The sequence below is a fragment of the Rhodococcus sp. NPDC057135 genome (assembly GCF_042670865.1).
Taxonomy (GTDB): domain Bacteria; phylum Actinomycetota; class Actinomycetes; order Mycobacteriales; family Mycobacteriaceae; genus Rhodococcus_F.
Window position 1 is genome coordinate 110,597 of sequence record NZ_JBHUUU010000014.1, and the last position, 26,984, is coordinate 137,580.

Below are 26,984 nucleotides of genomic sequence, written 5' to 3' on the forward strand. Positions count from 1 at the left end.
TTCAGTTGGTCGGCAGGAACGCCACTGGTCAGTTGGTCGGCAGGAACGCCTCGTCCAAGATCTCCTGCTGCTCCACCGCGTGGACCTTGCTCGATCCCGAGGAGGGAGCGGACATCGGACGACGCGAGATGCGCTTGATACCGGTCAAGGTCTCCGGCAGAAGATCCGGCAGTGCCAGTCCGAGGAACGGCCACGCACCCTGGTTCGCGGGCTCTTCCTGGACCCAACGGAACTGATCCGCATTCGGGTAACGGTCCAGGGTCTCCTTGAGGCGACGCTTCGGCACGGGGTACAGCTGCTCCATGCGCACGATGGCGATGTCGTCGCGCTCGTCCTTGTGCTTCTTCGCCAGGAGTTCCCAGTACAGCTTGCCGCTGACCAGCAGAACCCGCTTGACCGATTCGCGGGCGCTTTCGCCGCTCTCGAATGCAGGCTCCTCGAAGACCGAACGGAACTTGCCCGTCGTGAAGTCCTCGACGTTGCTGACTGCAGCCTTGTTGCGCAGCATCGACTTGGGCGTGAAGACCACCAACGGACGGCGGATGCCGTCGAGGTGATGGCGACGCAGCAGGTGGAAGTAGCTGGCCGGAGTCGACGGAACCGCGACGGTCATCGAGCCTTCGGCGCACAGCTGAAGGAAACGCTCGATACGGCCGGAGGTGTGGTCCGGACCCTGACCCTCGTGACCGTGCGGCAGGAGCAGCACGACGTCCGAGAGCTGACCCCACTTGGCCTCGCCCGAAGAGATGAACTCGTCGATGATGGTCTGCGCGCCGTTGACGAAGTCACCGAACTGCGCTTCCCACAGGACGAGGGCGTCGGGGTTGCCGACCGAGTAGCCGTACTCGAAGCCCAGGCCTGCGTACTCGGTGAGTGCGGAGTCGTAGACCATGAACTTGCCGCCGTTTTCGGCGTCTGCCGCGATCTTGGCGATCGGGCTGTACTCGTTGCCGGTCTTGCGGTCGATGAGAACCGAGTGGCGCTGCGTGAACGTTCCTCGCTTGGAGTCCTGACCCGCGAGGCGGATCAAAGCACCCTGCTCGGCCAACGAGCCGAACGCGAGCAACTCGGCGAACGCCCAGTCGACATGCCCGTCACGAGCCATCTCGCGACGCTTCTCGGCAACCGGCTTGACGCGCGGGTGCACGGTGAAGCCCTCGGGGACGTTGACGAACGCGTCGCCGATGCGCTCGAGAACCTCGGGAGCGACAGCCGTCGTGAGGCGGGCCGGCGGAGTCTGGTCGAGTTCGACCGACTCGGACGGTTCGGGCTGGAACTTCTCGAGTTCACGGACCTCGTTGAAGACCCGTTCGAGCTGGCCCTGGTAGTCGCGAAGTGCGTCTTCGGCTTCCTTGAGCGAGATGTCACCACGACCGATGAGGGACTCGGTGTAGCTCTTACGAACGCTGCGCTTGGTGTCGATGACGTCGTACATGGCCGGCTGAGTCATCGACGGGTCGTCGCCCTCGTTGTGACCGCGGCGGCGGTAGCAGATGAGGTCGATGACAACGTCCTTGCCGAACTTCTCACGGAAGTCGACGGCCAGCTGAGCAACCCAGACGCAAGCCTCGGGGTCGTCGCCGTTGACGTGGAAGACCGGTGCGGCGATCATCTTCGCGACGTCGGTGCAGTACTCGGACGAACGTGAATGTTCCGGTGCGGTGGTGAAGCCGACCTGGTTGTTCACGACGATGTGCACGGTGCCGCCGGTGCGGTAACCGCGCAGCAGCGAGAGGTTCAGCGTCTCGGCGACAACACCCTGACCGGCGAATGCAGCGTCGCCGTGCAGCATGAGCGGCAGGACGGTGAAGCCTTCTTCGCCCTTGTCGAGGATGTCCTGCTTGGCGCGAACCAGGCCTTCGAGAACCGGGTCGACGGCCTCGAGGTGCGACGGGTTTGCGGTCAGTGAGACAGCGATGTCGTTGTCACCGAACATCTGGATGTACGTTCCGCTGGCACCCAAGTGGTACTTCACGTCACCGGAGCCGTGAGCGGCTGCCGGGTTCATGTTGCCCTCGAACTCCGTGAAGATCTTGGAGTACGGCTTGCCGACGATGTTGGCCAGCACGTTGAGTCGGCCGCGGTGCGGCATACCGATGACGACCTCGTCGAGCTGGTGCTCGGCGGCCTGGTCGATCACGGCGTCCATCATCGGGATGACGGCTTCGGCGCCCTCGAGCGAGAAGCGCTTCTGGCCGACGTACTTGGTCTGCAAGAACGTCTCGAAGGCCTCGGCCGCGTTGAGCTTGCTCAGGATGTACTTCTGCTGAGCGACCGAAGGCTTGGCGTGATGACCCTCGACACGGTCCTGGATCCACTGACGCTGATCCGTCTCGAGGATGTGCGTGTACTCGACACCGACGTGGCGGCAGTACGCGTCGCGCAGCACGCTCAACACGTCGCGCAGCTTCATCTTCTCTTGGCCGTGGAAGCCGCCGACCTTGAACTCGCGGTCCAGATCCCACAGCGTCAGGCCGTGGCTGATGACGTCGAGGTCGGGGTGGCTGTGGAACTTGTCCTTGACGAACTGCAACGGGTCCGTGTCGGCCATGAGGTGGCCGCGGTCACGGTATGCGGCGATCAGTTCGAGAACACGGGTGTTCTTGTCGACTGCGCCTTGCGGCACGTCCTTGCGCCAGCGCACCGGCTCGTACGGGTTGCCGAGCGCGTGGAAGATCTCGTCGTAGAACTCGTCGCTGATCAGCAGGTTGTGGATCGTGCGCAGGAAATCGCCCGACTCGGCACCCTGGATGATGCGGTGATCGTAGGTCGAGGTGAGGGTCATCAGCTTGCCGACGCCCATCTCGGCCAGCTTCTCGTCGCTGGCGCCCTGGAACTCGGCGGGGTATTCCATCGCGCCGGCGCCGATGATGGCGCCCTGGCCCTTCATAAGGCGGGGAACGGAGTGAACCGTGCCGATGCCGCCCGGGTTGGTCAGCGAGATGGTGACGCCGGTGAAGTCTTCGCCGGTGAGCTTGCCTTCGCGGGCACGGCGGACGATGTCCTCGTATGCCGCGTGGAACTGGACGAAGTTCATCGACTCGGTGTTCCGGATGGCGGCAACTACCAGTGAGCGGTTGCCGTCCTTGCCGGGAAGGTCGATCGCGAGTCCGAGATTGGTGTGCTCGGGGGTGACCGCGTTCGGCTTGCCGTCGATTTCGGCGAAGTGCCGGTTCATGTTGGGGAACGCGTTGACTGCCTGGATGATCGCGTAACCCAGGAGGTGGGTGAACGAGATCTTGCCGCCACGAGTACGCGCGAGGTGGTTGTTGATGACGATGCGATTGTCGAACATCAGCTTCGCGGGGATGGCACGCACGCTGGTTGCTGTCGGGATCTCGAGCGAGAGCGACATGTTCTTGACGACTGCGGCTGCGGCGCCGCGGAGAACCTTGGTTTCCTCGGCTCCGCCGGCCGGGGCGGGCTTCGCAGGAGCGGCCGCGGGCTTGGCTGCTGCGGGCTTGGAAGGGGCGGCCTTGGCGGCGGGCGCTGCCGTCTTCGCGGGGGCCGGTGCGGCGGCCTTGGCAGGCGGCGCAGCAGGTGCGGTCTTGGGGGCGGGAGGCGTGGCCTTGGGGGCAGCAGGTGGAGCTACAACAGCGGCGGGTGCAGCCGCGTTGCCGTTCGAGGCAGTCCCGTTTCCACCTCCCGTGTTCGCCGAGTCCGGCGAGTAATCGGTCAAGAATTCGTGCCAACTGGGATCCACGGACGACGGGTCGTCCTGGAAGCGTTGGTACATCTCGTCAACCAGCCACTGGTTCTGTCCGAATTGGGATGTAGAACTGCTGCTCACGGCAGGTGTTCGCCTCGTTTCTATTTCGGTACCCGATCAGAGCGCCTATATACATGAGATTAGCCCGAGCGTGTGACGAGCAATTGTGCGGCACACAATTTGTGAGCTGTCTCACGGAAGTCCGTGATCTCGCGATCGCGCACTCCCTCTCGGCGGTACAAATCCGAGCCGACTGTCACGCGACGGGGTTGCCTTCGATGACAGTTCTCGACGTCAGATTATTCCCCTCACGCGCCTGCGATGCATCCCAGAGTCCCGAGTAGTGACCACCGGCATACCGCAGAACATCGTGCGGGCCGTATTCAACGATACGTCCCCGGTCAACTACGACAACGAGGTCCGCTCGGGCAGCGGTGGCGAGGCGGTGAGCTACGACGACCGACGTCCGTTTCCGGGTGACCGACCGACTTGCTTCGAGCACCATTCGTTCGGTCGCGGGATCGAGCGTCGCGGTCGCCTCGTCGAGGAGCAGAAGGTCCGGGTCGACCAGTTCGGCACGGGCCAATGCGATCAGTTGACGCTGGCCCGCCGAGAGCCCCTGGCCACGCTCTCCGACGGGATGATTCATGCCTCCACGCATGTCGGCTATCGAATTCAGGGCGCCGACAGAGCGCGCCGCTTCCTCGATCTCCGCATGCGAAGCCGAAGGCCTGCCGTACGCGATGTTGTCGGCGACCGTTCCGGTGAACAGATGCGCTTCTTGCGGTACTACGCCGAGGCGACGTCGGTACTGCGAGAGATGGAATTTCCGGATGTCGGTTCCGTCCACGTCGACGGATCCGGACGTCGGGTCGTAGAAGCGGGCGAGCAACTTCACCACCGTCGACTTACCGGCGCCGGTTCGGCCGACGAGAGCGACCGTCGTGCCCGGCGGAATCTGCAGATCGAAGTCGGAGAGCGCGTCGACGTCCGCGCCCGAGTACCGGAACCCGACTCCGTCGAGATGGACGGCGCCGTCGAGCCTTCCGGAAATCGCGATCAGATCCTCGCTGTCGGCAGTCTCGATCGAACTTCGAGTGCGCAGCAGGTCGCCGATCCGCTGCAATCCGACGTTTGCCTGTTGGTAACCGTCGAACACTTGTGAGAGTTGCTGAATTGGTCCGAACAGCAGACCGAGGTAGAGCACGAACGCGATCAGTACGCCGGGAGACGTCGACCCGTTGGCGATCTGGTGCGCGCCGACGAACACGACCGCGGCCAACGCGAGGTCGGACAGGAACGAGATGAACGGGAAGTAGATCGAGATGGCTCGCTGCGACCGCATCCGCGATCGGCGGTAGCTCTCGGAGCGTTCTGCGAACCGGCGCGCCGCACCTTCCTCGCGGCGGTATGCCTGCGCCGCTCGCAGGCCGGCGATGTTCTCCTGAAAGTCGGCGTTGACGAGCGAGATCCGCTCGCGGGACTGGCTGTAGGCCACCGAGGAGATCTTGCGGAAGATCATGGTTGCGACCACGAGCGGTGGGATGACGGCCAGCGCCACCAGGCCGAGCGTCACGTCGGTCGCCAGGAGCGCGATCGAAATTCCGCCGACTGTCAGGACGCTCACGATCGCCGTCGACATGCCGGTCTGGATGAACGACGAGAGCGCGTCGACGTCGGTGGTCATGCGCGTCATGATGCGCCCGGACAGTTCTCGTTCGTAGTAGTCGAGGCCCAGCCGCTGCAGGTGTGCGTAGCTGCGGACGCGGAGTCCGAACAACACGCGTTCGCCTGCCCTGGCGGTGAGCACCGTCATGACCGCGACGACAACCCAGTCTGCGGCGACCAGGAGCGCGCCGAAAGCCGTCGCGATCCAGAGCGTGTTGCTGTCCGCGGTCACGACCCCGTGGTCGATCGCATATCTGACGAGGGAGGGGAAGGCGATCGCTGCGGCGGAGTCCAGGGCAAGACATGCGACTACTGCCAGCAGAACCCAGCGAACCGGCCTCAGGATCTGTCGGAGTGAGAAGTGCGGATTCGATTCGCGCAGACTTTCGGGTGCGACTCCGGGATCTTCGCGAGCGGGTGGAAGAGCATCGACTGCCGCCCGTAAGGACGGCGTCACAGCGATTCCGCTGAGTGCTCCGGCCATCGGACCGCCTGCACCCTGCGAGGCATTCGTTGTGTTGTCGGCTTCGGATTCAGGTGCCTGCGGCCACAACTGCGCGGTTGTCGGCTCGCGGTGGTCCTGACCGAAGGCATCGGGGTCGGCCTCGTCGAGTTCGGCTGGTAGTTCCGGTGCGGAGGAGAACAGGGCCCGAAAGAGCGGACATCGTGCTTCCAGTTCGTCCACGGTTCCGGAGTCGATGATCCGTCCGCCGTCGAGTACCGCGACTCGGTCCGCCAGCGTCAGGGTGGATCGCCGGTGGGCGAGGATCAGGGTGGTCTGCCGCCGTCTGGCTCGGAACGCGTCGAAGATCGCTGCTTCGGTTGCCGCGTCCACCGCGGAGGTCGCGTCGTCGAGGACCAGGATCCTCGGGTCGACCAGCAGGGCTCTGGCAAGCGCGATGCGCTGACGCTGTCCGCCCGAGAGCGTCAGGCCGCGCTCGCCGACGACGGTGTCGTATCCGTCCGGGAGTGCGTCGATGAAGGCGTCTGCCTGTGCCAAAGCCGCGGCGGCACGGATGTCCTCGCCGGAGGCGTCCTCGCGGCCCAGTGCGATGTTGGCGGCAATGGTGTCGGAGAACAGGAAAGGCTCGTCGAAGACCAGGCTGACGGCGGCACGAAGCTGCTCGTTACGTAGTTCGGCGATGGGGAACGTCTCGCCGGCGGTATCGACGCTGACCTGACCCGATGTTGGCGCGTAGAACCGGGGGAGAAGCAAAGACAACGCGGTCTTCCCCGACGCAGCCGGCCCTACGACGGCGACGGTCTCGCCTGGTTCTATGCGAAGGTTCAGCCCGGTCAGGACGTCGCGTTCGGTGTCGAACCCGAAAGCGACGTCTTCGAAGGTGACTCCGAGCGGACCGTCGGGCAGGTCCACCGGATGGTCAGGATCGGCGATGTCTGGCTGCGCGTTGATGACGTCGTAGACACGCTCGACAGCGGCGCGCGCCAGCTGCGCCATGACGATCACCGACGACAGGGTTCGGGTGACTCCGGTCATCGTCACGATGTAGGTGGCGAAGGCGAGAAACGTTCCCACAGTGATCTTGTCGTGTAGCGCGAGATACCCACCGAGGGCGATCACACCCACCTGCCCGAGCTGGGGCAATGCGGCCATGGTCGGGGCGAATCTTGCGTTCAACCACGCGGCGCGAAGCCGCTCCGAGTAGAGCGTGCGACTGTGCTTTTCGAGCTGGTCGACGGCTCGTTGTTCCTGCCCGAATCCCTTGACGACGCGAACGCCCGTGACAGTTTCCTCGACGTGTTGGGCGAGGTCGGCTGCCCGCTGCTGTGCGGACCACGTTGCGGCGAACAGCATCGGGCGCATCAGGAACACTACGAGTCCTACGGCGGGGATGACGGCGACAGCGACGAGAGTCAGCAGCGGCGAGAGCCATGCCATGATGCCGATCGCGAGCACGAATTGCAGGAGCGCACCCGCCGACATCGGCACCATGGCGAGCAAACCCTGGACGAGTTGTAGATCGGTGATGGACCGCGAGACCACCTGGCCAGTGCGGATCTGATCCTGTCCCCGTCCGTCGAGGCGTTGCAACGAGCCGAGGAGGGCAAGTCGCAAGTCGTGTTGAACGTCGAGCGAGAGTCGGCCGGCCAGCATCCGCCGGCCGTACTGGCACGCGAAGCGGACAATCGCGAGCAACGCGATCGCCAAGGCGACGAAGCCGATCACCTTGCCGGGGTTCTCCTGGCCGGCAGCGTCGAGTGCATAGCGGGTCAGGAGCGGAAACGAGATGTCGATCGCAGAAGCGATGACGGTGACGAGAAGCGCGCCGATGGCAACTCTTCGGTGCAACCAGCATGCATGGGTCAAGCGGCGGATCCAGCCCGGAGCTCGATCCACGTCTCCAGCTACCGGACTGTCCGTGTTGATCGTGTTCATCGAGATCCACGGTAGACCCGGCCCCAGACAGCTTTTTCAGGTGATGTCGCGGGTCCGGGTTCGCAGCCAACCGAGTCCGCAGAACAGAACGACCCACGCGGCCAGCATCATCGGGCCACTCGGCCAGGACGCAAAGGCGTCGACGTCGATCGACGGTGCCGCGTTGACGATCGTGCCGATCGTGGCCGAAACGGGAAGCGCGGCGCCGATCCCGCCGAGATCCATCGCCAGCAGCACTGCACGGACGATCCATTCACCGAAGACGAACCACAAAATGACCGAAAGGGCGCCCGCCATCGACGATCCGGTGAGCAGTGCCACCCCGGCACCCAGCAGTGCCCACAGCGCACACGCCAGAATGCCTGCGGCGCAGATGGCAAAAAGATCGGTGGTGAAGCTGAAATCCCGGCCGAAGAGCAACATCGCACCGATGCTGACAACTTCGACCGCCAGCGCGTAGCCGACGGCGAATACCGCGACGACGGCAAGCTTCGCGCCGAGAACGCCGTCGCGCCCACGAGCGGTGAGAAACGTCGTGGTGAGAGTCTTGTAGCCGAATTCGGAACCGGCCGTGAGCGCTCCGAAGACGGCCGCGAACACCAGGACAAGAGTGTTCGAGACACCCAGGCTGACGCCGGTGGACACAACGTTGACGTCGAAAGTCGTGTCGGCGGAATCGGCAACAACTTCGACGAACGTCCGAGTGGATGCAGCAATCAGCACAGCCACGACGACCGGTGCGATTGCCAGTGCCCACCAGTAGCGCAGGGTGAGAACTTTGAGTGTCTCCGCGCGCACGAGCGTGGTCATCGGTGTCCTCCGGAAGGTCCGTATGCGGCAGGGCCGTAGTAGCCCGGTCCCGAACCCGGGCCGGGTGGGCGGTGGTATCCGACCTGGGGGACGGCATATTGCGGCGTTGTCATCGCCAGGAACAGCTGCTCGAGATCTGCACCTTCGGTCGCGACGCCGAAGATCGTGACTCCGGCCGCCGACGCCACCGGTGGGAGCGCGGACGTGTCCGTGCCGCCCACCGCGAGCCGTCCGTCCTGAGTGATCTGGGCGTCGATGATTCCGCGAGCGGCCAATGCCGTGGCGAGGAGCGCGGGGTTGGAGCAGGAGACGAGCAGTCGACTGCGCTGGGAGCGGCGAAGTTCGTCCATGGTCCCTTGGTAGACGAGTGAGCCGGCGCTGACGATGACCACGCTGTCGACGGTTGCTTCCACCTCACGGAGCGCGTGGCTGGAGATCAGAACTGTTCGGCCGGAACCGGCGAAGGTCTGCAGGAACTGACGTAGCCACGCCATGCCTTCCGGATCGAGTCCGTTCGCGGGTTCGTCGAGTACGAGGATCTCGGGATCACCGAGCATCGCGGTGGCAAGGATCAGGCGTTGGCGCATCCCGAGCGAGAATGTGCCGGTCTTGTGGGCTCCGACCGAACCCAGACCGACCATTCCGAGTACCTGCGCGGCGCGTTGAGTCGGCATACCGATCGCGGCCGCGTAGATCTCGAGGTGTGCCAGCGCAGTGCGTTTCGGATGGAGGCTGCCCACGTCGAGGACGGCGCCGACGGTCCGCGCCGGGTTGGGGAGCGAACGCATCGGTGCTCCGTTGACGGTGGCCGATCCCGAGGTCGGCGACACCAGGCCCAGGAGCATGCGCAACGTGGTCGTCTTGCCCGAACCGTTCGGGCCGAGAAAGCCGGTGATCGAGCCCGCCTGTACGTCGAAGCTCAGGTCGTTGACCGCGTGCGCCGCCTTGAACGTCTTCGTCAACCCACGAATCTCGATGGGCGCAGAGAAGGATCCCAGTGCGGTGTTCGTCAATGCTGCTCCCGGGTCGGCGGCGAATACGTGATGCGAGCCTACGGCCCGGACAGCTATCTGCGGATGGCCCGGCGTGTCTTCGTTTCAGGGAGGAGGGCGGCATCGTCGGCAGGCATCACGATGAGGTGATCGGTCCACCTGGCGGGCGCGGGTCCGAAGGCTTCGCGCGCGTTCTTGACGACGCCCTTGCCGATGGCCCGGTTACCCGCACCGCCGATGACGGCTCCGATCCCGGCGGGAACGAGTTTGCCGAGGATCAGTGCGCTGCGCCTGGCGGCGTACTTGGTCACGAACTTCCGCACGAGGGTGCTGTTCATTCCCTTCATCGTGGGTCCGGGAATCTTGCTCGTGATCGCGGTTCCCCAGTTCTTGGCCGTGATACCGGTGGCCTTCTGGACGATCTCCATGCCGGATTCGCCGAGGGCGACTGCCAGGACCAGGGCGCGTCGTTGCTGGTGATCCTGCACGGAGATTCCGTGCACCGACGCAATCGCCAACGTCAGCAGCGCGGACGCTTCGAGGAAGAAAGCGGATTCCGCACCGACGGCAGCGATGGACGCGACCGTGCCGACGCCCGGCACCGCGGCCGTGGCACCGACGGCACTGCCGCTTCCGGTCACGGCGAGAATGAACATCTTCTCCATCCGCTCGACGATCTGAGCGGGCGACTCGTCGGGGTGCGCCTTACGGACATGGTTGACGTATTTGGCCACGGCGGGCGCTTGCAGGCGGCTTCCGTTGTCGAGAACGGAAACGAGGACCTTCTCGATACGCCCGCTGTCGTTGTTCGTCGACTTGCTCATTGCTGCCCCTCCACAGTTGTCCTCCTCTGAAACGAGGTGGACCGTATCTCGAGAATAGGTGAAGTTTTCGGTAGCGGCGGTGATCGCAGGGGCCATAGGCTCGTACGAGACTCGGTTTTCTTCGTGAGCTTTCCCAGGCAGGAGTTCGAGTGTTATGACCGCCACTTCGGAACCTCGTTCGACGACCATCTGGCCGACACTGCGCTACCTCGACGCCCGTTCGGCAATCCACTTTCTGGTGAGCACCTTCGGTTTCGTGGAGAAGGCTGTCTACGGGGAGGGTGACGTGGTCGACCACGCCCAACTCGACTGGCCCGGCGGTGGTGGCATCATGCTGGGTTCCCCGCGCACCGATTCGGCGATCGCCGGCCTACCACCCGGAATCGGTTCGGTGTACATCGTGGTGGACGACGCAGACGCCGCCGATGCACTCTACGAACGCGCTGTCGCGGCCGGAGCCACGATCACGCAGGGATTGCGCGACGAAGCCTACGGTTCGCGAGGCTTCACGTGCCGTGATCCAGAAGGTGTGTACTGGAGTTTCGGGACATACGCAGGGGAGTAGCCTCGCCGCGATCTATCTGGTGGCCCAGTGCTGCGCTGGAACCACTTCGGACGGGATGGGCGGATGAGGCGGTGTGCCGTCCCCGAACGGTCGGCCGCCCAACTGTTCGCGGCCGTGTGGTTCGAGCCAGTGCGTCAATTCCGGTCCCTTGGGCACGATTCCGGAGGGATTGATCTCGGAATGCACGATGTAGTAGTGAGCTTTGATCTGCGTGAAGTCGATGGTGTCACCGAATCCTGGGGTCTGGAACAGATCGCGTGCGTAGTCCCACAGCACCGGCATCTCGCTGAGTTTGCTTCTGTTGCACTTGAAATGGCCGTGATAGACGGGATCGAATCGCGCCAGTGTCGTGAACAGGCGTACATCAGCTTCGGTGATGCTCTCGCCTACCAGGAAGCGTTGCCGCGCAAGACGTTCGGTGAGCCAGTCGAGCCGGGCGAACAGCGTGTCGTATGCCTCGTCGTACGCCTGCTGTGAACCGGCGAACCCGCATCGGTAGACGCCGTTGTTCACGTCGCGGAACACGTACTCGGCCACTTCGTCGATCTCGTTTCGCAGAGGCTCCGGGTACAGATCCGGTGCACCTTCGCGGTGGTACTTCTTCCACTGCGTCGAGAAATCGAGGGTGATCTGTGGGTAGTCGTTGGTGACCACCTTGCCCGTGGAGATCTCCACCATGGCGGGCACCGTGATTCCCCTGGGGTAGTCGGGATCTCGGGCGAAGTACGCGTCCTGTAGGCGCGGGATCTTCAGTACCGGATCGACGCCGCCGGGATCGAGATCGAAAGTCCAGCTTCGCTTGTCGTGGACCGGGCCGCAGATGCCCATCGACAGTACGTCTTCGAGGCCGAGCAGGCGGCGGACGATGATGGCGCGGTTTGCCCAGGGGCAGGCACGCGCCACGATCAACCGGTATCGCCCCGGTTCGACGGGGTAACCGTCGCGGCCGTCCTCGGTGATCCGGGTCTGGATGTAGTTGGTGTCGCGTTTGAATTCACGACCCTCTTCGACGAATGTCGGTTCGCTCGCGCCATCTTCCGTACTCATCTGCGGTTCCTCTCGTTCGAGTGTCAACTGGGCAGGTGCACGTGTACTCGAGCGTATGCCCCCAGAACGTCGAATTCGGCTTTACGTGGAAGCGTTGCGCTGATGGCGCTGCCCCGACTCGTTCGTAGTTGTGGGATCAACCCCGAATCCAGTGCGTCCTCCGCAGCCAGAAGTGTTACGCCGCAGCCGATTCCGCGCCGGCGGTGCGCTGGGGCTGTCAGGGTCGTGAGATCTGCCACGAAACCTTGGAATTCGGAGTACGCCGCGCATCCGAGTACCTCGTTGTCGTCGGTGAGTGCGGTGAACCACCGCGTGCGGTTCTCGAGATCAGCGGTGGTGCTGTCGTCGGGTGGGCACAGGGCGGCAACCGCGAGGGCGTCGTCGATCTCGTGGGAGATCAACAGGTGTTCCTCTGGTGGTGTCTCGGTGTAGTCGCCGAGGAAAGCGAGGTCGACGGGTCCGGTGATTCGGCCGCCGTGATCGCCGGTGACGTCGAGTAGGCGTGCAGGTTGTAGAAGCGCTTCGACGGAGATGTCCGCCGTGCGCTCGATGAACCACTGCGGTCCGACAATCGCGCCACCGCCGGCCAGGTCCAGTACGTGGATGTCGTCGCCGACCACCCTGGCTGTGTGTGCCGGTCGCAACGCGGAGTCGCCGAGGCCCAGTTCGCGCGCCCATGCGAGTCGGATGATGTCGAGGTGATGATCGTCCACTCGCTACAGGCTAGTCCGGTTCGAACGGGTTGATCGAGATGGCCGAAGGTCGTATATTCCATGTGGACTATTTCGCGTGGAATAGTCAAGAAATAGTCAATTGCGGCTTGTCAGGGAGGGGACTCATGGGTGACGTGTCACTGACGCCTTTGGGAATCACCGTTCTGGGCCTGCTGTCCGAGCGTTCGATGCACCCGTACGAGATGTATCAACTCGCCTCGGTTCGACGGGGCGATCAGCTGGTGAAGATCAAGCCGGGATCGCTCTATCACACGGTTTCGCGGCTGGAGAAGCAGGAATTGCTGGCTTCGATCGGGACCGATCGTGAGGGCAATCGGCCGGAGCGCACGACGTACGAGATCACCGCCCGAGGCCGTGATGCTCTCGAGCACCAACTACGTGAGATGTTGGCGGTTCCGGTGCGGGAGTATCCGCGGTTGCCGCTCGCGCTCGCCGAAATGCACAACCTTTCCGCATCAACTGCGTGTCAGATGCTTCGGATCCGTCTCGCGCACCTCGACAAGACGATTGCGAAATTCGAGGTCGACTACGAAGCGGTGAAGGCCGCGGAAAAACCACGAATCTTCACGGTGGGCGCGGACTACGCCCACGCACTCACGATCGCCGAAAGAGAGTGGATCGGCGCGTTGGTGACAGATATCGAGAGTGGCGAAATGCCTTGGCTCTCACAAGAACTTCTCGACCGGCTGGCCGGCACCGCGGGCTCGTCCGCACTACCTAAGGACTGAAGATGGAAAAGCAGGTCAATCCCTGGCACGCGCTGTGGGCGCTGTGTATCGGGTTCTTCATGATTCTGGTGGACAGCACCATCGTCGCTGTCGCCAACCCCGCGATCATGGAGGACCTCGGCACCGACATCAACAAGGTCGTCTGGGTCACCAGCGCGTACCTGCTGGCGTACGCGGTGCCGCTGCTCGTCACCGGCCGACTCGGTGACAGGTTCGGACCGAAGAACCTCTACATGATCGGCCTCGTACTGTTCACCGGCGCATCACTGTGGTGTGGTCTGTCCGGCAGCGTCGAAATGCTCATCGTGGCAAGGGCTTTCCAGGGCTTCGGCGCCGCGATGATGACTCCGCAGACCATGGCGGTCATCACGCGCACCTTCGCGCCGAACAAGCGTGGCGCCGCAATGGGCCTGTGGGGCGCCGTTGCCGGCGTCGCGACGCTGGTCGGTCCGCTTGCCGGTGGTGTGTTGGTCGACAATCTCGGCTGGGAATGGATCTTCATCGTCAACGTCCCGATTGGTGTCATCGCTTTCCTGCTCGCCTGGAAGCTCGTTCCGTCGCTGCCGACGAGCGAGCACAAGTTCGACATCCCCGGCGTGATCCTCAGCGCCGCAGGCATGTTCCTGCTCGTGTTCGGAATCCAGGAAGGCAGTTCGTACGACTGGAACGGATTCGTCTGGAGTCTGATCGGCGCCGGCGTGCTGTTACTCGCGGTGTTCGTGTTCTATCAGTCGCGCAACAAGAACGAGCCGTTGCTTCCCCTCGAACTCTTCAAGGACCGCAACTTCTCGCTTGCCAACGTCGCCATCACCGCGATGGGCTTCGCGATCACGTCGATGGTCCTTCCGCTGATGTTCTACACCCAGGCAGTTCGCGGACTCTCCCCGACGCAGTCGGCGCTCCTCCTCGTTCCGATGGCCGTGCTGACCGGCATTTTTGCGCCGATCATCGGCAAGCTCGTCGACAAGACGCACCCGCGCTACATCGCGGGTACCGGCTTCCTGCTGTTCGCGATCGCCCTGGGTTGGCTGGCTCTGGTGATGTCTCCCGACGTCGCGATCTGGGAACTGCTCCTGCCGATCGGTCTGATCGGCTTCGCCAACGCATGCATCTGGTCGCCGCTCGCGGCAACCGCGACACACAACCTGCCTCCGATGCAGGCCGGCGCCGGCGCCGGCGTCTACAACACCACCCGGCAGGTCGGCGCGGTTCTCGGTAGTGCCGCGATCGGCGCACTGATCACCGCACGATTGGCGGCTCAGGGTCTGACCGGCGGCAGTTCCGAAGCTGGAGTGGGTCACCTGCCCGAGTTCGTTCGTGAACCGTTCAGCACGGCGATGTCGGAGTCGATCTGGCTACCTGCAGGCGTGCTGCTCATCGGCTTCGTCGCTTCGGTGTGCTTCGCTCGGCCTCTGCGCGGAGATGCACACGACGACGCGATGGCCGTCAGTGCCGAAGCGCGTCGGGAAACATCACTGCACGATTGAGATAGTCGCTCGGGTCCAGGGCTCGCTTGATCGCCCACATCGTGGCTATGTCCTCCGCGGAGAGGGCCAGGTCCAGATAGTTGCGTTTGAGCGAGCCCACCCCGTGCTCGGAACTGACGTTTCCGCCGTGATCGCGAACCAGTTCGAGGACGCTGCGGTACACGGTGTCGGCGTTCGGGCAGTTCAGGACGTTGAGGTGGATATTTCCCTCGGCGACGTGCCCGAAGAGGATCGGAATTGCCTCGGGGGCGCGACTCGCGATCACCGCCGCGGCATCCTCGGCGAACGTGGCAAGCGAGTCCAGGGGCAGTGCCGCGTCGAATTTCAGTGGGGGACCGAACAGTCCGACCACTTCGGCGAAGCACTCCCGCGCTGCCCACAAGCGCGTCGAGCCGGGATCGTCGACCGCTACCGCCGGGGTTTCCGGCGGGTCGATGCGTTCGAGTACTTCGCCCAGGCGTTCCAGCGGATCGTGGGCACCGGACACCTCGGCGAGCAGGTACCACGCCCGCCCCGTCGGCACCGCGGCGTTCACGTGTCGGGCGGCCAGTTCGAGTCCGCGGCCGTCCAACAATTCCAGTGCGTCGACGCCGTCGAGAGTGCGCAATGTTCGCCCCGCATCGACGACGTCCTCCAGCCTGTCGAAACCGGTCAGTGTCGTGACCCGGTGAGCCGGCACCTGGCGCAGTTCCAGATCGACTGCCGTGACCACACCGAGAGTTCCTTCGCTGCCCACCCACAGTGCGGGCAGGTTGTATCCGGAATTGTCGGACAGCACTTTCGGTGACCGGCGCACCGTGGTTCCGTCGGGGATCACCACCTCGAGGCCGAGCACCTGTCCGGCCATGTTCCCGTATCGAACCGTGTGCAGGCCACCGGCATTGGTGGAGACCATGCCGCCGATGGTCGCCGTGTCCCGTGAAGCTATGTCGACGCCGAATTTCAGGCCGGCGTCGGCCGCAGCGGAATGTACCTGCGCGAGTGTCACTCCCGCTCCGACGGTGATCCGCCTGCCGGCCGCGTCGACTTCACCGGTCGTCGTGAGACGTTCGGTGGAGAGCAGGACGTCGTCGTACTCGGGCACCGTGCCCGCGACCAAGCCGGTTCGTCCGCCCTGAACGGTGACCGGTACACCGTGGGAGCGGCACACGTTCAGCACTGCCGAGACTTCGGCGGTATTTCCGGGTCGGACCAGGGCGCTGGCGTGCCCGCTGTAGCGCCCCGTCTGGTCGGTGGAACGGGTAGCCAACACGTCGGCGTCGTCGACGACGAACCGGTGTCCCACAACGTCCGCGAGTGCATTTCTCAGACCGTCCACCCGACGATCGTAGGCCGGTTCCATGTGGCAGTGTGGCGGCATGACTGCTCCCGAATCGCACCCCACCCGTCTCGAGCGCTTCACCACCGATGGTGGTGCCGAGGTGGCTGTCCTGACGTTCGCGCACGGACCACTCAATCTGTTCGACCAGGCCATGTTCGACGCGGTCATCGCCGACGTTGCGACATTGACCGAGAATCCGCCGCGGGCTGTCCTCCTTCGCGCGGAGGGCAAGGTCAACTCGGCCGGCGTCGACGTCCATGTTTTCGACGGACTGAACCCGGAGCAAGGCGCGGAATTGTGGCGCGAGCTGTTCGCCCAGATCTGCCATCCGCTCGAGGCATTGCCGTGCCCGGTGATCTACGCGTCGCACGGGTTGACGCTGACTGCGGCATTCGAGATCTCCTTGGCCTGCGACATCATCCTCGCGGCGCCCAAGGCAAAGTTCGGGCTGGTCGAGACTGTGGTCGGTCTGACGCCGTCCATGGGTGGACCGCAACGCCTGGCCGAGCGCGCCGGTTCCGGACGTGCTCGGGAGTTGGTCATGACCGGCGATCTGTACGACGCCGCAACCCTGCACGCCTGGGGCGTCGTCAATGCAGTTCACGACGACGTCGACAGTGCGGCGCGGTCCCTCGCGACCAGGTTGGCGGACGGACCCACGCGAGCACACGACGCCACCAAACAGATCGTGGCGGCGTGGCGTTCCGGCGGCATCGCTCATGCGGATTCGGTGACGCCCGGGGTGTCCGGCGCGCTGTTCGACACCGACGACCTGCGCGGCGCCGTCCGCAGTTTCCTCGACGTCGGCCCGGGTAAGGCCGTCTACTCCGGAAAGTAGATATACGACCTTTATCGTCAGAGACCTCCACGAACTGTGATCCACGTCATATAGTCGAAGGGCCGGTGGGTTCGTCAGTGACGTGGAGGTATCGATGCGGTCGACGCTTGTGGAATACCCGTGTTCGAATCTGCTCCTCGCCGACGCCCGCGTCACTCGCGCGGGGGACGGAGTGCTTCGGTACAGCCAACTGGACCCGTCGCTGTCCGAACTCCTCGATATTGCCGTTCATCGGTTCTCCTCGCGCATCGCGGTCGAGGAGGTCGACGGCGAGCAGGTCACCTTCGCGGAACTGTGGGCCGAGGCGTCGCGGGTGGCAGGCGGACTGAAGTCGCGAGGCGTCGAGATCGGCGATCGTGTGGCGATTCGTGTCGCCGCGGGGGTGCGGTGGATGGAGGCGTGCCTCGGCGTCATCCTCGCGGGAGGGGTCCCGGTCTCTGTCGGTGTGCACCTGAGTGACGACGCAGCGGACTTCGTCATCGCGGACAGTGGCTCGGTGCTGGTACTCGATGGGGAACTCCCACACGGTGTTCCGTTCATCGACGACGGCGCGGCCCCGGACGAGATGGCGATCCTCGCGTACACCGCCGATTCTTCGGGCGAGATGCTGGGCGTCGAGTTGAGTAACGAGAACGTGCTCTCCGCTATCGTCGGTATTCTGCACTCGCGCGACTACGGCGTCGAAGGTGTGCGGAATCTGCTGGTGGACAATGATTTCAAGTCCGTGCGTCAGTTCGTGCACGTGCTCGCGACGCTGGTGGTCGGTGGAACGGTGGTCCTCGCCGGCGACTTCTGGCGCGAGAGTGTGCACACCGTCGACATCGTGACCGGGCGGCCCGAGGACTTGCTCGAGCCACGGTTGCTCACCCTCGGACCGGCGGCGCGTGCCGGTTCGAGGTCGGTGCAGTGGATCGACTGCAGTGGATCGCCGATCACGGCCGAGCAAGAAGCGAAGCTGCTGACGATGTTCCCGGCCGCTCGACATGTGATCGGTTGGGGTAAAACCGAAACCTGTGGGGCCGGTCTCATTCTGCCGACCGAGTCGGCACCCACACACCTCGGCAGCGTCGGAATCGCCTTCGGCGGAATGGAAGTGGCGTTGTACGGCCCGGACGCGCCAGGTGGTTTCGGTGAGTTGCTGTGCCGCGGGCCGAGTGTCACGCGGCGGTATTGGAATTCGCCGGAAGCGACCTCGACGAGATTCACCCAGGGGTGGTTCTGCACTCACGACACCGCGCAGATCGACCCCGATGGCTTCGTCCGTATTGTCGAACGCAACGTCGCGTAGTCACGCGAGTGTGGTCGACAAACGAGAGGGACATCATGGCGGACGAGGTTCTCACCGAGCGGCGCGGGCGGACACTGATCATCACCATCAACCGACCCGAGGCGCGCAACGCCATCAACTCGGCGGTCAGTCACGCGTTGGCCGCTGCGGTCGAAGAGCTTGATGCGGACGACGATCTGTCCTTGGCGGTGCTGACAGGTGCAGGCGGAAACTTTTGTGCCGGTATGGATTTGAAGGCATTCGTGGCCGGCGAGAACGTACTCGTGCCGGGACGCGGCCTCGGATTCACGGAAGGGCCCCCGCGTAAGCCGATCATTTCGGCGGTCGAGGGCTTCGCGTTGGCAGGCGGCACGGAACTCGTGCTCGCCACCGACCTGGTGGTGGCGTCGTCCGAAGCGAAGTTCGGTATCCCGGAGGTCAAGCGAGGACTGGTTGCAGGTGGCGGCGGATTGCTGCGCCTGCCCAAGCGGATTCCGTACCAGAAGGCACTGGAACTGGCCCTGACCGGTGACAGTTTCACCGCCGAGGAGGCATACCGCTACGGTTTCGTGAACACGTTGACCGAGCCGGGCAAGGCGCTCGAAGGCGCACTCGACCTGGCAGATCGAATCACCCGCAACGGACCGCTCGCGGTTGCCGTCACCAAGGAGATCATCGTCAAGGCCGGCGGGTGGTCCGACGACGAAGCTTTCGCGAAGCAGTTGCAGGTTATGGCGCCGGTGTTCGCCTCCGAAGATGCACGCGAGGGTGCAACGGCGTTCGCCGAGAAGCGTGCCCCGGTCTGGAAGGGACGCTGAACCGAAATGGCTACTCCTGTCGCAGAACTGCACATGCACATCGAGGGTTCGTTGGAACCCGAACAGATCTACCGGCTCGCCGAGCGCAATCGAATGGATTTGCCGTACAAGGACATCGACGATCTGAAGTCGAGGTACGAGTTCACCGACCTGCAGTCGTTCCTCGATCTCTACTTCGCCAACATGGCCGTCCTGCGTACCGCGGAGGATTTTGCCGACCTGACGCGGGCGTATTTCCGTCGGGCCGCAGCCGCTGGAGTGGCGCATGCCGAGTTCTTCTTCAATCCGCAGGCGCACGTAGTCCGCGGTGTTCCGCTGACCGAGGTCCTGGACGGGATCATGGATGCGGTGGCATCTAGTGAGCGCGAGTTCGGGCTCAGCAGTGCGGCAATCGCCGCCATTCTCCGTGATCAGCCGGTCAAGGACGCCGAAGAGATCTTCTCCGAGATCATTCGCTTGCAGGCGCCGATCGTCGGACTCGGACTCGACTCCGCCGAGGTCGGCAACCCGCCCTCACTGTTCGAGGACGTGTTCGCCCGTGCGCGTGCCGAGGGCTTGCACGTCGTTGCTCACGCCGGTGAGGAGGGGCCGCCCGAGTACATCTGGCAGGCGCTCGACATTCTCGGCGCCGAGCGCATCGACCACGGCGTCCGGGCGCTCGAGGACCCTGCCCTCATCGAGCGTCTGGTCGACGAGGAGATTCCACTGACGGTCTGCCCGTTGTCGAACGTCCGTCTGCGAGTGTTCGATTCGCTGTCGGACCATCCGCTTCGATCGATGCTCGAGATGGGTTTGATCGTCACGGTCAACTCCGACGACCCGGCCTATTTCGGGGGATACGTCGACGACAACTTCACCGAACTGGGCCGAGCCTTGGGGCTGACCGAGGCCGAGCGCGACACCCTCGCCCGGAACTCGATCAAAGCCTCGTTCGCCAGTGACGCGCGAAAAGCGGAACTGCTGAGGCACTAACTGCTGCGGCACTAACTGCTGCGGCACTGACCGTCAGTCGCCGAGTACCTGACGTAGGTATTCGTTGTCGAACACTCGATTCGCGTCGTACTTGTCTCGAACGGCGACAAAATCGTCGAGTCGATCGTACGTAGGACGCAGGTCGTCGACGGTCCGGTTGTGCATTTTTCCCCAATGCGGCCGGCCGTCGACGGCGCGCGCGATGGCTTCCACTGCGGCGAAGTATTCGGTTTCAGGTCGGCGGTGGTACTGATGGACCGCGATGTAGGCGGTGTCGCGTCCGTGAGCGGTCGAAAGCCAGAGATCGTCGGCGGCAGCAAAACGTACTTCGACGGGGAAAGCGACGTTCGTTCCGGACTTCTTCATCCAGCGATCGATTTCGTGGAGCGTCTCGGTGACGTGTTCGCGGGGAATCGCGTATTCCATCTCCTTGAACTTCACCCGGCGCGAGGACGCGAATACTCGGTAGCTGCGATCGGTGAACTCGCGGGCGCCGAGCAGTCGAGACGACACGTTGTTGATTCTCGGGATCGCGGCCGGTGCCAGGGTCGCGACGCGATTGACGCCTTCGAAGAGTGTGTTCGAGAGGAGCTCGTCGTCGACGAACGCGCGGACCTTGCCCACCGGATCGGGTTCGGTATCTCCGGGGAGTCGGGTGTTGCTCTTCGTGAGCACACGGTCGGTGTGCGGAAACCAGTAGAACTCGAAGTGATCCAGGCCCAGACGATCGCTCTCGAGGGTGTCCAGTATGTGAGACAGCGTGTCGGGTTCCTCGATTGCGCGGAGTGTGAATCGCGGTACGCAGGCGAGAGTGATCTTCGAAATGATGCCGATTGCACCCAATCCGAGGCGCCCCGCTTCGAACAATTCGACATTTTCGTCGGCACTTGCGGTAACCACGGATCCGTCGGCGAGAACGATCTCGATTCCGCGAATCTGTGTGGCGATACCGCCGAATCGGGCGCCGGTTCCGTGCGTGCCGGTGGATGTCGCGCCGGCCAGTGACTGGACGTCGATGTCGCCGAGATTGGCCATCGCATATCCGCGTTGCCACAGGGCGTCGTTGAGGGCGTGAAGGCGAGTGCCTGCAAAAACAGTGACCAGCGCGCCGTCGTCGGTCGGCGTGATCGAATCGATTCCGCTCAGGTTGTCCAGGCTGACGAGGATACCGTCGGTGACCGCGACACCGGTGAACGAATGGCCTGCGCCGACGGCCTTCACACGTTGGCCACGCGCCGCAGCCTCGGCGACCAACGACGAAAGTTCACGGGTATTTGTCGGCGTCGCAAAGCGACGCGGCGCGGCGCTTTGAGTGCCCGCCCAGTTCTGCCAAGTGTCCGAAGCCATTACGCAATAATGTACTTGGACGGTCGTCCAGGCAAGTATTGCGCGAAGATTTTGTCATTTGCGTTCTACGATCATTGGATGCTGAACAGGCTCCCGGCGGACGAACGCCGCACACAATTGGTCGAGTCCGCTTTGTCCATTGCGGAACAGCGCGGTGTCAGTTCTGTGACGGTAAGGGCGGTGGCAGAAGAGGCCGGCGTGTCGCTCGGCGTCGTTCATTACTGCTTCGAGAGCAAGGAAGCGCTGATCGCGGCAATGGGTGAGACGCTCATTCTGCAGCTCAGTGCGTCGATGCAGTACGCATTTGCGCAGGTCCGACACGCACCGGATCTCAGTGGCGTGCAGGGGCTCAAGGAATTGCTGCATATCGGGTTGACGGGAATGTGGCCCACTATCGAGGCAACGCCGGACAGGCAGTTGTTGACCTACGAAATCACCGCGCAGGCTCTCCGCAGTCGTAATCTCGGCGCCGAACGCGCTGGGGCTGTTGCTTTCGAGCAGTACCGAATCATGGACGAGCTTGCGGTTTCGTTTCTCGAGGAGTGCGCCAAGATTTCCGGCACCGTGTGGACCGAGCCATTGAGTTCGATTGCGCGCCTGAGCCTTGCACTTATCGACGGCCTCGTCCTGCGTTGGCTGGTCGATCGTGACTCCGACGCGACTATTGCGGAGTTCGGAGAAATGGTTCAGGTAATTGCCAACAAAGCAGTGATAGCGCCCCAGTAGAAGTGCCATCCTGGACATACGTCCAGCATTGGTGATTGACTGGTCGCACGCCGCGACGATTGGATCATCTGTGACCCGGACCCTCGATCGACTCACTGCTGCCACGCGAGAACTCGACCCGCCTCTGGCCGCTCTGGATCTGACCACACTGCGCAGTAATGCAGCCGACCTGGTGCGCCGCGCCGGTGGAACGCCGGTGCGAGTGGCGAGCAAATCGGTTCGTTGTCGGACGGTTCTGGCTGAAACTCTCGGCGACACACTGACCGCGTCCGGCGGATTCCGCGGAATCATGGCGTACTCATTGCGCGAGGCTTTGTGGCTGGTCGGGTTGGGCGCACGGGACATCCTGATGGGATACCCGACCGCCGATCGCGGCGCCATCGCGGATCTCGCTGCCGACGACACCGCTCTCGAATCGATCACCTTGATGATCGACGACGATGCACAGTTGGATCTCATTCGTTCGGCGTCGACGGGGGATGCGCCTGTCCGGGTGTGTCTCGACGTCGACGCGTCACTGCGGATCGGCCCGATCCATCTGGGCGTACGCCGCTCACCGCTGCGCGAACCTGCCGCGGTCGCCGCACTCGCGGCGCGTGCGCGCCAACGCGGATTCTCCGTCGTAGGAGTGATGTTCTACGAAGCTCAGATTGCCGGCCTTCCTGACACCAGTGCTCCGATCGGTTGGGTCAAGAAAGCCTCTGCGCGCGAATTGGCGTCCAGAAGGGGCGCTGTGGTCGCGGCTGTCACCGATGCCGTGGGTGCACTCGAGATCGTCAACAGCGGCGGCACGGGGTCGCTGGAGGTCAGCTCGGCCGATCCTGTGGTGACCGAGGTAACAGCAGGCTCCGGGTTGTATGTACCGACCCTGTTCGACCGCTACCGCGCCTTCCGGCCCGATCCTGCGCTGTTCTTCGCTCTGTCGGCAGTGCGCAAGCCGACTCCGTCCGTCACGACCCTGTTCGGCGGCGGATACATCGCGTCGGGACCTGCGGGAGCCACCCGCGTTCCGTCGCCGATCTGGCCTGCCGGTCTCAAACTGCTCCGCAACGAAGGGGCAGGCGAAGTTCAGACCCCGGTCACGGGAAAAGAAGCCGGAAACATCGCGATCGGCGACCGCGTGTGGTTCCGGCACGCCAAGGCCGGCGAGTTGTGCGAGCGTTTCGACCGCGTGTACGTGGTCGAAGCCGACGGCACCCGAACCTCGGTTCCCACCTACCGCGGTGAAGGACAGTGTTTCGGGTAAGGCAGGCTTCGGGTAGGGCAGGCTTCGGCTAGCTTGTCAGCCTCATGAACGCGCCCAGTTCCACCAATCCCGCGGGCGTGCTCGGCATGTACTGCGTCAATGCGTGCGATCGGACGATGATCGCGCACCACTTGCCGCGTGAGACAGCAACGTTGAGGCGGTTCCGCGACAGCAGGAACGACATTCCTCGCGGGACGTCCTCGACGGCGGAGGCAGCCATCGACACGATTGCCACCGCGGCCTCGCGTCCTTGGAACTTGTCGACGGTGCCGACCTCGACCTCTGTGAGACCGGCCTCGGTGAGATCGCGCTCGACGGTGCCCACCTGGGCGTTGTACGCCGCGACCACGAGAATGTCCGACTGCTCCAGCGGCCTGGTTCCCTCGAACTCGCTGGGGTCGGTCCACGGTGTACCGAGAAGTTCCTGGATCTGGCGAACGATCTCCTGCGACTCTTCCGGAGAGTACGTGGAATTGCCGCGGTGATCGACGTACACCGTGTGCACTCCGGCGGCGAGTCCGTCGAGTTTCCTTGCTGCACTGACAGTTTCCTGGGAGTGGAGTTTGCCCTCGTACGACAGTGCAGACACGGGGGCGCACAGATCGGGGTGCATCCGCCACGTTTTCTCGAGGAAGTAGCCGAGTTCGGGTGGCAGTGCACCGTGTCCCTCGGCGAGCCAACCGAGTGCCGATTCGTCGACAGGTTCGGGGTGCGTGCCTTGGCTGACCTGCGGCAGTTGCTGTGGATCGCCCAGTAGCAACAGGTTTCGTGCGGAGATCGCGACGGCAATCGTGTTGGCCAGCGCGAATTGACCTGCCTCGTCGACCACGAGCAAGTCCAAACTGCCGGCGGGAACACGATCGGTGTTCGCGAAGTCCCATGCAGTGCCGCCGATGACGCAGCCGACGCCTTCCGCTTCGGCGATGAAACCGGCGTATTCCTCGGACGCGATGTCCTGCCATTCCGCGGTCTTGCTGCGGCTACCCTTCTTTGCGACCAGTGCGGGGTCCACGCCGGCCTTCAGAATGCCGCCGAGCATGTTCTCGACCACCGAATGTGATTGTGCCACCACGCCGATTCGCCAATGGTGTTGTTCGATCAGTGTCTTGACGACGCGAGCGCCCGTGTAGGTTTTGCCCGTACCGGGAGGACCTTGCACCGCCACGTAGGAATCGTCGAGGTCGAGAAGTGCGGCGGTGATGGCGTCGGCGTAGTTGTTGTCGGTGCCGACAGGTGGCAGCGGTGAACCCGAGAGGGTTCTCGGGGTGCTGCGCCTGAGAATGTCGACTGCCGCGATGTGTGGCAGTTCGGGCAGGCTCTCACTGGCGCCGGACGCGGCAGCGGCGATGGACTTCTCCATACGTCCGGTGGGAATCGGACGACCAGGTGCCAACGCGACCGGGGAATCGATGTATTCGTCACCGCTGAGCAGTTCTTCCACGGTGACCACGTCGAGCCCTTCGGACTTGACGACGGCGGTGACCTTGACGCTGCTGGTGCCGCGCTGGGTGGGGTTCTCGCTTGCAACGGCATCCGGGGAGGGGGTTGCGTAGAGCGCGAAAAGATCACTGCCCGGGCTCAAAGACGTTCCGGTGCCGAAACTTCCGGTCAACTGGATGTGGCGACGAAACTTCTTCTGCCGCGGGGTGCTCTTGTGCCAGTCCGCTTCGATTTCGGACTGCTCGACCACCATGACGTCGCGGATGTCCACGAGGTCTTCGATCGGTGTGACCAATCGGTCGAAGTGGGCCCACCAGTACGGCTTCCGTTCGCGATTGTGGTAACCGACTGCTGCGGCCAATAGAGCAGCAGCCTGCTGATCGGGGGTGCGTGTCGAACCGGCCTTGTGGCCGGCGAAGTCGCGGAGTGCGATTTCCGATTCGGTGAGTTCTTCGAGTGGAATCTTGATCTGTCCGGTCGGCTCACGAAGTTCGACACCATGTTCTGCGGCGCGCTCGGCGAGCCAATCACGCAGGCGGAGAGTGGATTCGCAGTCGTACTCGTTGTAGTCGGAGATGCCCTGAAGAAGCTCCCTGGCCTGGTCGGCTTGTCCGCCGTCGCGCAATTCGCAGTAGTCGGCATAAGCGACGACCGAGGCGGCGGCGTTGGTCACGTCACCGTCGCGGCCGTGCTCACCCATGTAGAGCGGCTCGAGTTTCTTGATGCTGTACGAGCGTTGTCCGATCCGCAGGCACGCGCGGACGATCGGATACAGGTCGACGAGCACGTTCTCGCTGAGCAGCGTGTCCACTGTCTGCTCGCCGACACCGTGACGTGCGGCCAAGCGCAACAGCGCCGATTTCTCGTACGCGGCGTAGTGGTAGATGTGCATGCCGGGGTGGGCTTCACGGCGCGCGGTGACGTACTCGAGGAAGTCGAGGAGCGCTTGGCGCTCGCCCTCGCGGTCGTGTGCCCAGAACGGCTTGAACACGTAGTCGTCCGCCGGCCCTTCGACCACGCCGAACAGGTACTCCAACCCCCAGTCGGTGGATCCGTCCTCGGCCCAGAGTGGATCGCCCTCGAAGTCGAAGAAGATGTCGCCGTCGTCGGGGACGGGTAGACCGCCGAGCGCCGAGGGCTCGTAGACCTCGAATTCGGCGTCGCCGGATTGTTCCTGGCGTAGTTGAACGGCTGCCTGCGCACGGAGTTTGTCGAGGGTTTCCCGGCGGATTCCCTCAACTGCGCCAGTGCTCGACGCGAGTTCGTCGATTGTCGTGATCCCCGAGACGATCAGTTGTTCGCGCTGATTGCCGCGGACACCCGCAACCAGCAGGAGGTCCCGATGGCTTTCGACCTCGACGCTGCAGGTGTCGCAGCGGCCGCAACGCAGGTACCGATCGTCGAGCCACTGGGTTGGTTTTCCCTCGGCGCGGTGCTCGTCGAGTACTCGTTCGAGTTCTGCTCTGCGCGCCGCGAACACCGGTGCGATGTCTCCGATGTCGTGTGACGACGTGCTGCCGTCTCCGAGCAGTAGATGAACCTGATCGGAGGCGGCGATTGCATTGCGCTCCAACGCGTCTGCGTACGCGGCGAGTTGGAGGAGCGCCGACACCTTGGCATGCCGGGAGAGTTTGCTGTCGTAGACGGCGTACGTGTCGCCCTCACGGACGAGGAAATCGCAGAAACCGAGGAATCGGCCGTCGAAGAAGGTTCCCTGATAGATGACGGGCGCACCGGATCGGGCGGCCTCGACGGTGGCCAGGGTGGCGGCGGTCAACCCCGCGCGTGAGTGTTCCGGCCGCGGCATGACGACAACGCCGTCACCGTGTTGATCGATGAACTTCTGAAGCTGTTCGCGCTCGTGCGAGTCGCCGAGGCTCGACGTTCGCTCGAGCATCGGATCCGCCTCGGCGGCCTCGGCCGCGATCAGACCGGTACGGGCGTCGAGTTGCCGCAGCAGTGCGAACTCGCACGAGGCCGCAGCCGAGAGGTCGCTGGCGCTGTAGACGATCTGATCATCGAGTAGGAACACAGGGCGATTGTGCCA

19 protein-coding genes are annotated in these 26,984 nt (G+C 63.8%); 9 read left to right on the top strand and 10 right to left on the bottom strand.

What is annotated here, in order from left to right:
• Positions 1 to 28 precede the first annotated feature (28 nt).
• The 5 genes from ACFT1A_RS24150 to ACFT1A_RS24170 all read right to left on the bottom strand — a co-directional run bounded on the left by ACFT1A_RS24150 (position 29) and on the right by ACFT1A_RS24170 (position 10,401).
• Positions 29 to 3,790: a multifunctional oxoglutarate decarboxylase/oxoglutarate dehydrogenase thiamine pyrophosphate-binding subunit/dihydrolipoyllysine-residue succinyltransferase subunit gene (locus tag ACFT1A_RS24150; protein ID WP_378449064.1), complete on the bottom strand. Its 3,762-nt coding sequence runs from the start codon at positions 3,788 to 3,790 to the stop codon at positions 29 to 31.
• Positions 3,791 to 3,965: 175 nt separating this feature from the next.
• Positions 3,966 to 7,775, bottom strand: a complete 3,810-nt coding sequence (locus ACFT1A_RS24155; protein ID WP_378449065.1) for an ABC transporter ATP-binding protein — start codon at positions 7,773 to 7,775, stop codon at positions 3,966 to 3,968.
• A gap of 36 nt (positions 7,776 to 7,811) precedes the next feature.
• Entirely contained in the window at positions 7,812 to 8,585 is a 774-nt protein-coding gene (locus ACFT1A_RS24160) for an ABC transporter permease (RefSeq protein WP_378449066.1), read from the bottom strand.
• Positions 8,582 to 9,583 (bottom strand): ABC transporter ATP-binding protein, encoded by a 1,002-nt coding sequence (locus tag ACFT1A_RS24165; protein WP_378449104.1) that lies wholly within the window; start codon positions 9,581 to 9,583, stop codon positions 8,582 to 8,584. Before ACFT1A_RS24165 ends, ACFT1A_RS24160 begins: the two co-directional genes overlap by 4 nt.
• Before the next feature lie 68 nt (positions 9,584 to 9,651).
• Complete coding sequence (locus tag ACFT1A_RS24170; protein WP_378449067.1) at positions 9,652 to 10,401, bottom strand: hypothetical protein; 750 nt, start codon at positions 10,399 to 10,401, stop codon at positions 9,652 to 9,654.
• Positions 10,402 to 10,555: 154 nt separating this feature from the next.
• On the opposite strand from ACFT1A_RS24170, the gene ACFT1A_RS24175 reads away from it, so the two are divergent.
• Positions 10,556 to 10,966 (top strand): VOC family protein, encoded by a 411-nt coding sequence (locus ACFT1A_RS24175; RefSeq protein WP_378449068.1) that lies wholly within the window; start codon positions 10,556 to 10,558, stop codon positions 10,964 to 10,966.
• Positions 10,967 to 10,978: 12 nt separating this feature from the next.
• Here the strand turns inward: ACFT1A_RS24175 and ACFT1A_RS24180 are convergent, their stop codons facing one another.
• Positions 10,979 to 12,013: a glutathione S-transferase family protein gene (locus ACFT1A_RS24180; RefSeq protein ID WP_378449069.1), complete on the bottom strand. Its 1,035-nt coding sequence runs from the start codon at positions 12,011 to 12,013 to the stop codon at positions 10,979 to 10,981.
• A gap of 23 nt (positions 12,014 to 12,036) precedes the next feature.
• Positions 12,037 to 12,726, bottom strand: a complete 690-nt coding sequence (locus tag ACFT1A_RS24185) for a GNAT family N-acetyltransferase (RefSeq protein WP_378449070.1) — start codon at positions 12,724 to 12,726, stop codon at positions 12,037 to 12,039.
• A gap of 125 nt (positions 12,727 to 12,851) precedes the next feature.
• On the opposite strand from ACFT1A_RS24185, the gene ACFT1A_RS24190 reads away from it, so the two are divergent.
• Together ACFT1A_RS24190 and ACFT1A_RS24195 are read left to right on the top strand one after the other, a co-directional pair.
• The gene (locus tag ACFT1A_RS24190; protein ID WP_378449071.1) at positions 12,852 to 13,475 is read left to right on the top strand and encodes a PadR family transcriptional regulator; all 624 of its coding nucleotides are present in this window, start codon (positions 12,852 to 12,854) and stop codon (positions 13,473 to 13,475) included.
• A gap of 2 nt (positions 13,476 to 13,477) precedes the next feature.
• Positions 13,478 to 14,962: a DHA2 family efflux MFS transporter permease subunit gene (locus tag ACFT1A_RS24195; RefSeq protein WP_378449072.1), complete on the top strand. Its 1,485-nt coding sequence runs from the start codon at positions 13,478 to 13,480 to the stop codon at positions 14,960 to 14,962.
• Here the strand turns inward: ACFT1A_RS24195 and ACFT1A_RS24200 are convergent.
• Positions 14,922 to 16,322: an FAD-binding oxidoreductase gene (locus tag ACFT1A_RS24200; protein ID WP_378449073.1), complete on the bottom strand. Its 1,401-nt coding sequence runs from the start codon at positions 16,320 to 16,322 to the stop codon at positions 14,922 to 14,924. The two genes, ACFT1A_RS24195 and ACFT1A_RS24200, sit on opposite strands and share 41 nt — an antisense overlap.
• On the opposite strand from ACFT1A_RS24200, the gene ACFT1A_RS24205 reads away from it, so the two are divergent.
• The 4 genes from ACFT1A_RS24205 (at position 16,321) to ACFT1A_RS24220 (ending at position 20,178) form a co-directional block, all read left to right on the top strand.
• Entirely contained in the window at positions 16,321 to 17,121 is an 801-nt protein-coding gene (locus ACFT1A_RS24205) for an enoyl-CoA hydratase/isomerase family protein (protein WP_378449074.1), read from the top strand. The genes ACFT1A_RS24200 and ACFT1A_RS24205 overlap by 2 nt on opposite strands.
• Positions 17,122 to 17,215: 94 nt before the next feature.
• Positions 17,216 to 18,409, top strand: coding sequence for a class I adenylate-forming enzyme family protein (locus ACFT1A_RS24210; RefSeq protein ID WP_378449075.1), 1,194 nt, complete (start codon positions 17,216 to 17,218; stop codon positions 18,407 to 18,409).
• Between the two features lie 35 nt (positions 18,410 to 18,444).
• The gene (locus ACFT1A_RS24215) at positions 18,445 to 19,206 is read left to right on the top strand and encodes a crotonase/enoyl-CoA hydratase family protein (protein ID WP_230817435.1); all 762 of its coding nucleotides are present in this window, start codon (positions 18,445 to 18,447) and stop codon (positions 19,204 to 19,206) included.
• A 6-nt stretch (positions 19,207 to 19,212) separates the two neighbouring features.
• Complete coding sequence (locus ACFT1A_RS24220) at positions 19,213 to 20,178, top strand: adenosine deaminase (RefSeq protein ID WP_003945144.1); 966 nt, start codon at positions 19,213 to 19,215, stop codon at positions 20,176 to 20,178.
• 33 nt (positions 20,179 to 20,211) lie between these two features.
• Here the strand turns inward: ACFT1A_RS24220 and ACFT1A_RS24225 are convergent, their stop codons facing one another.
• Complete coding sequence (locus ACFT1A_RS24225) at positions 20,212 to 21,525, bottom strand: D-arabinono-1,4-lactone oxidase (protein WP_029255793.1); 1,314 nt, start codon at positions 21,523 to 21,525, stop codon at positions 20,212 to 20,214.
• Between the two features lie 78 nt (positions 21,526 to 21,603).
• Here ACFT1A_RS24225 and ACFT1A_RS24230 point away from each other — a divergent pair, with 78 nt between their 5' ends.
• Together ACFT1A_RS24230 and ACFT1A_RS24235 are read left to right on the top strand one after the other, a co-directional pair.
• A complete protein-coding gene (locus ACFT1A_RS24230; RefSeq protein ID WP_230817438.1) occupies positions 21,604 to 22,251 on the top strand; it encodes a TetR/AcrR family transcriptional regulator in 648 nt (215 codons plus the stop codon).
• 70 nt (positions 22,252 to 22,321) lie between these two features.
• Complete coding sequence (locus ACFT1A_RS24235; protein ID WP_230817439.1) at positions 22,322 to 23,497, top strand: amino acid deaminase/aldolase; 1,176 nt, start codon at positions 22,322 to 22,324, stop codon at positions 23,495 to 23,497.
• A gap of 28 nt (positions 23,498 to 23,525) precedes the next feature.
• Here the strand turns inward: ACFT1A_RS24235 and ACFT1A_RS24240 are convergent, their stop codons facing one another.
• Complete coding sequence (locus ACFT1A_RS24240; RefSeq protein WP_378449076.1) at positions 23,526 to 26,969, bottom strand: TM0106 family RecB-like putative nuclease; 3,444 nt, start codon at positions 26,967 to 26,969, stop codon at positions 23,526 to 23,528.
• Positions 26,970 to 26,984 lie beyond the last annotated feature (15 nt).

Excerpts from the sequence above, each read along its gene's own strand:
- ACFT1A_RS24215 (WP_230817435.1), top strand. The coding sequence starts at position 18,445 with ATGGCGGACGAGGTTCTCACCGAGCGGCGCGGGCGGACACTGATCATC.
- ACFT1A_RS24230 (WP_230817438.1), top strand. The coding sequence starts at position 21,604 with ATGCTGAACAGGCTCCCGGCGGACGAACGCCGCACACAATTGGTCGAG.
- ACFT1A_RS24220 (WP_003945144.1), top strand. The coding sequence starts at position 19,213 with ATGGCTACTCCTGTCGCAGAACTGCACATGCACATCGAGGGTTCGTTG.
- ACFT1A_RS24170 (WP_378449067.1), bottom strand. The coding sequence starts at position 10,401 with ATGAGCAAGTCGACGAACAACGACAGCGGGCGTATCGAGAAGGTCCTC.
- ACFT1A_RS24210 (WP_378449075.1), top strand. The coding sequence starts at position 17,216 with ATGCGGTCGACGCTTGTGGAATACCCGTGTTCGAATCTGCTCCTCGCC.
- ACFT1A_RS24195 (WP_378449072.1), top strand. The coding sequence starts at position 13,478 with ATGGAAAAGCAGGTCAATCCCTGGCACGCGCTGTGGGCGCTGTGTATC.
- ACFT1A_RS24205 (WP_378449074.1), top strand. The coding sequence starts at position 16,321 with ATGACTGCTCCCGAATCGCACCCCACCCGTCTCGAGCGCTTCACCACC.
- ACFT1A_RS24200 (WP_378449073.1), bottom strand. The coding sequence starts at position 16,322 with ATGCCGCCACACTGCCACATGGAACCGGCCTACGATCGTCGGGTGGAC.
- ACFT1A_RS24190 (WP_378449071.1), top strand. The coding sequence starts at position 12,852 with ATGGGTGACGTGTCACTGACGCCTTTGGGAATCACCGTTCTGGGCCTG.
- ACFT1A_RS24180 (WP_378449069.1), bottom strand. The coding sequence starts at position 12,013 with ATGAGTACGGAAGATGGCGCGAGCGAACCGACATTCGTCGAAGAGGGT.
- ACFT1A_RS24225 (WP_029255793.1), bottom strand. The coding sequence starts at position 21,525 with ATGGCTTCGGACACTTGGCAGAACTGGGCGGGCACTCAAAGCGCCGCG.
- ACFT1A_RS24160 (WP_378449066.1), bottom strand. The coding sequence starts at position 8,585 with ATGACCACGCTCGTGCGCGCGGAGACACTCAAAGTTCTCACCCTGCGC.
- ACFT1A_RS24155 (WP_378449065.1), bottom strand. The coding sequence starts at position 7,775 with ATGAACACGATCAACACGGACAGTCCGGTAGCTGGAGACGTGGATCGA.
- ACFT1A_RS24175 (WP_378449068.1), top strand. The coding sequence starts at position 10,556 with ATGACCGCCACTTCGGAACCTCGTTCGACGACCATCTGGCCGACACTG.